At 67.7% G+C, this 2,839-nt stretch carries 4 protein-coding genes; 2 read left to right on the plus strand and 2 right to left on the minus strand.

Features of this window, described 5'->3' with window-relative positions; all coding sequences use genetic code 11:
* Positions 1 to 165 precede the first annotated feature (165 nt).
* Positions 166 to 969, minus strand: coding sequence for an SDR family oxidoreductase (locus Q4C89_RS14640; protein ID WP_303103357.1), 804 nt, complete (start codon positions 967 to 969; stop codon positions 166 to 168).
* A 69-nt stretch (positions 970 to 1,038) separates the two neighbouring features.
* Between Q4C89_RS14640 and Q4C89_RS14645 the strand changes: the two genes are divergently transcribed.
* Entirely contained in the window at positions 1,039 to 2,259 is a 1,221-nt protein-coding gene (locus Q4C89_RS14645; RefSeq protein ID WP_303103358.1) for a S8 family serine peptidase, read from the plus strand.
* A 60-nt stretch (positions 2,260 to 2,319) separates the two neighbouring features.
* Positions 2,320 to 2,490 (plus strand): hypothetical protein, encoded by a 171-nt coding sequence (locus Q4C89_RS14650; protein WP_303103359.1) that lies wholly within the window; start codon positions 2,320 to 2,322, stop codon positions 2,488 to 2,490.
* Between the two features lie 72 nt (positions 2,491 to 2,562).
* Here Q4C89_RS14650 and Q4C89_RS14655 read toward each other — a convergent pair whose 3' ends face one another.
* On the minus strand, positions 2,563 to 2,769 hold the full coding sequence (locus Q4C89_RS14655) for a hypothetical protein (RefSeq protein ID WP_303103360.1): 207 nt from the start codon (positions 2,767 to 2,769) through the stop codon (positions 2,563 to 2,565).
* Positions 2,770 to 2,839 lie beyond the last annotated feature (70 nt).

Genomic DNA, 2,839 nt, shown 5'->3' on the forward strand with positions numbered 1-2,839 from the left:
TTTTGGCGTCCCATGCAGCATTATAAGCCTTCTCATGCCCTTGGTCATCCACTAGAGCATTCGACAGAAAAAGACCCCTCACCCCTCGCTGCGCGAGGCCCTCTCCCCTCGGTAGAGGGTCAAAAACCGCAAGCTTTCTTATGTCGAATGCTCTACAGCCATCCGCTATCTGCCAGCCGCTCCCTTTTCGTGCTGATAGCGCCGGGCGATGATGACCCGGCTGACGATTCGGTCACCCAAGGCCGGAAGCAGCGCATTCAGCGTAGCGAGGGCCGCGTATACGCGTGGCACGGTGACTTCGGGGCGGGGGCGCTCCAGCACGTCGGCGACGGCGCGGGCCACCACTTCCGGCCCTGGCATGGGCAGCCGCGCCTTGGCGGTCATCTCGCTCTGAACAAAGCCGGGAGCCACCAGACTGACCTCCACGCCGCTGCCCAGCAGTTCGCGCCGCAGCCCGTGCGAAAACCCGCGCAGGCCCGCTTTGCTGGCGGAATACACGCCGTTGGTCGCCACCCGGCCCGCCACCGAGCCGATGTTGACGATGTGACCGCTGCCCCTGGCCTGCATTTCGGGCAGCACCAGCCGCACCAGTTCGATGGGCGATTCGAGATTGACCCGCAAGACCCGCAGCGGGTCGGCGTCATCCCACCACCAGCCCTTTTCCACGGTGACGCCCGCGTTGTTGACCAACACGTCCACCCGCCCAAAGTGGGCGCGGGCCGTCTCTATCAGCGCCCGGCGCGAGGCGTCGTCGTTCACGTCGGTGGGCACGGCAAGAACGCGGCTGCCGCTGGGGTCGAGTTCGCGGGCCAGGGCGTGCAGGGAGTCGGCCCGCCGCGCCGCCAGCACCAGCGCGTGCCCCCGCGCCGCGAGTTCGTAGGCCGTGGCCCTGCCTATGCCACTGCTCGCTCCGGTCAGCACCACCACGCGCCGGGCCGGAGACGGACGCACCAAACTGTTTGGAGTCATACGCAGAGTGTAGGCGCGGCATCAGGGGTTCCTCAGCCGGGGGTCAGACAGGCGCGTCAGACTGGGGGTATGCCCCGTTTTGCTTCCCTCGTGTCGGCGCTGCTGTGCGGCGGTCTGCTGGTCGCCCAGGCCGCCACCGTTCCTTTCCGCCCTCAGCCCGCCCTGCCCACCTTGCAACCCGTCCAGCTTCAGAACCCGGCGCCCAGCTTGCAGGGCACGCTGATTCCACTGGGGCCGGGCGTGGGGCCGCAGCTTCCCGCTGCCCAGCCGCCCGCACCCTCCTCCACCTTCAGCGAACCGCGTGACCCGCTTTACTCGCAGCAGTGGAACCTTCAGACCATTCGGATGCCGCAGGCGTGGACGCAGTGGCAGGCGCAGAAGCCGACTGGAAAGCCCGTGACGGTGGCGGTGCTGGACACGGGCTATGTCCCCTCCCCCGAACTGGCGGGCCGGGTGGTGAACGGCTACGACTTCGTTTCCGACGCGGCGCGTGCCGCCGACGGCGACGGGCGCGACGCCGACGCGAGCGCGGTGGGCCAGTTCGCCTATCACGGCGAAATCGTGGCGAACCTGATTGCGGCGGCCCACGACGGGCGCGGCATGGCGGGCATCAACCCCCGCGCCCGCATCGTGCATATGCGCGTGGCCGACGTGAACGGCGAAATCGCGCCCCAGGATTTGATAGACGGCCTGCGCTGGGCGGCGGGCCTGAGCGTGCCGGGGGTGCCCAGCAATCCCAATCCGGCGCGTATCGTCAACCTCAGCCTCTTTGCCGACTTTATTCCGCTCACCGGATGCGACGCCCGCATTCAGAAGGCGGTGGACGAAGTGGCGGCGCGGGGCGTGCTGGTGGTCGCCGGGGCAGGCAACGACGGCAAGGATGCCAGCGGCTACTCGCCCGCCGGATGCCGCAACACCCTGACCGTGACCACCGTGAACGAAGCCGGACAGCGTCCCGCCTACGCCAACTGGGGACGCACGGTGGCCCTCGCCGCACCGGGAGGCGAACCCCGACGCGAACTCGTCGCCAGCAGCCTCAGCGGGATGGGGGGCGAGCGGCACACCAACGGCACTTCTTTTGCCGCCCCCCAGGTCAGCGGGGTCGCCAGTCTGCTGCTGGACGTGCGCCCCAACCTGACCCGCTTTGGCCTCAGCCAACTGCTCACCCGTCAGGTCACGCCCTTCGCGGCGGGGCGCTGCGACAGCGTTTCGGCACATACCTGTGGTGCGGGCCTGCTCAACGCAGAGGCCAGCCTGCGGGCCACCCTCGCGTCCTCACTGGGCCGTTGATACGACGGGGGCGTATGGCCTGTCGGGGTCCGTTACCCTGGAACGCATGAGGCAAACGAAGTGAACGCACCGCAGTGGCGCATCTGGCTGGTGACGGCCCTGATCTGCGGCTGGGGGATTCTGGGTATCCGTTTCGTCCAGCGGCAGGAATGGCCTATGGCGATTTTGTGTCTGCTGCTGCTCATCAGCAACGCCGTCACGCTCTGGCGGCTGACCCGGCACGGCAAGTAGGGGAGCGTAAAGGGAAGAGGGTGGAGAGCATCGGGAACATTCCCTTCACTCTCCACCCTCTTCCCTCTTCCCTCACATCGCGGGCATCGGCTCCGGCATTCCCGGCAGGTCGGGATTGGAGGTCGGTTCGGGTTCTGGAATACCGGGCGTGTCCGGGTTGACGGGCGGATCCACCATCGGCGGAGTATCGCTGCCACCGGGCAGGCGCTCGGGCATGGGGGCAGGCTGATTGGTGGGTTCGCTGGCGGGCGATGGGGGACGGTCGTAGGGTCCGGTCATGTGGAAAAGCCTCCTTTTTCGACTCTTTGAACTTGCCTTCAGCCTGCGCGTGGCGTGCGTGTGAGGGGTC

Source organism: Deinococcus sp. (genome assembly GCF_030523985.1).
Lineage (GTDB): Bacteria > Deinococcota > Deinococci > Deinococcales > Deinococcaceae > Deinococcus.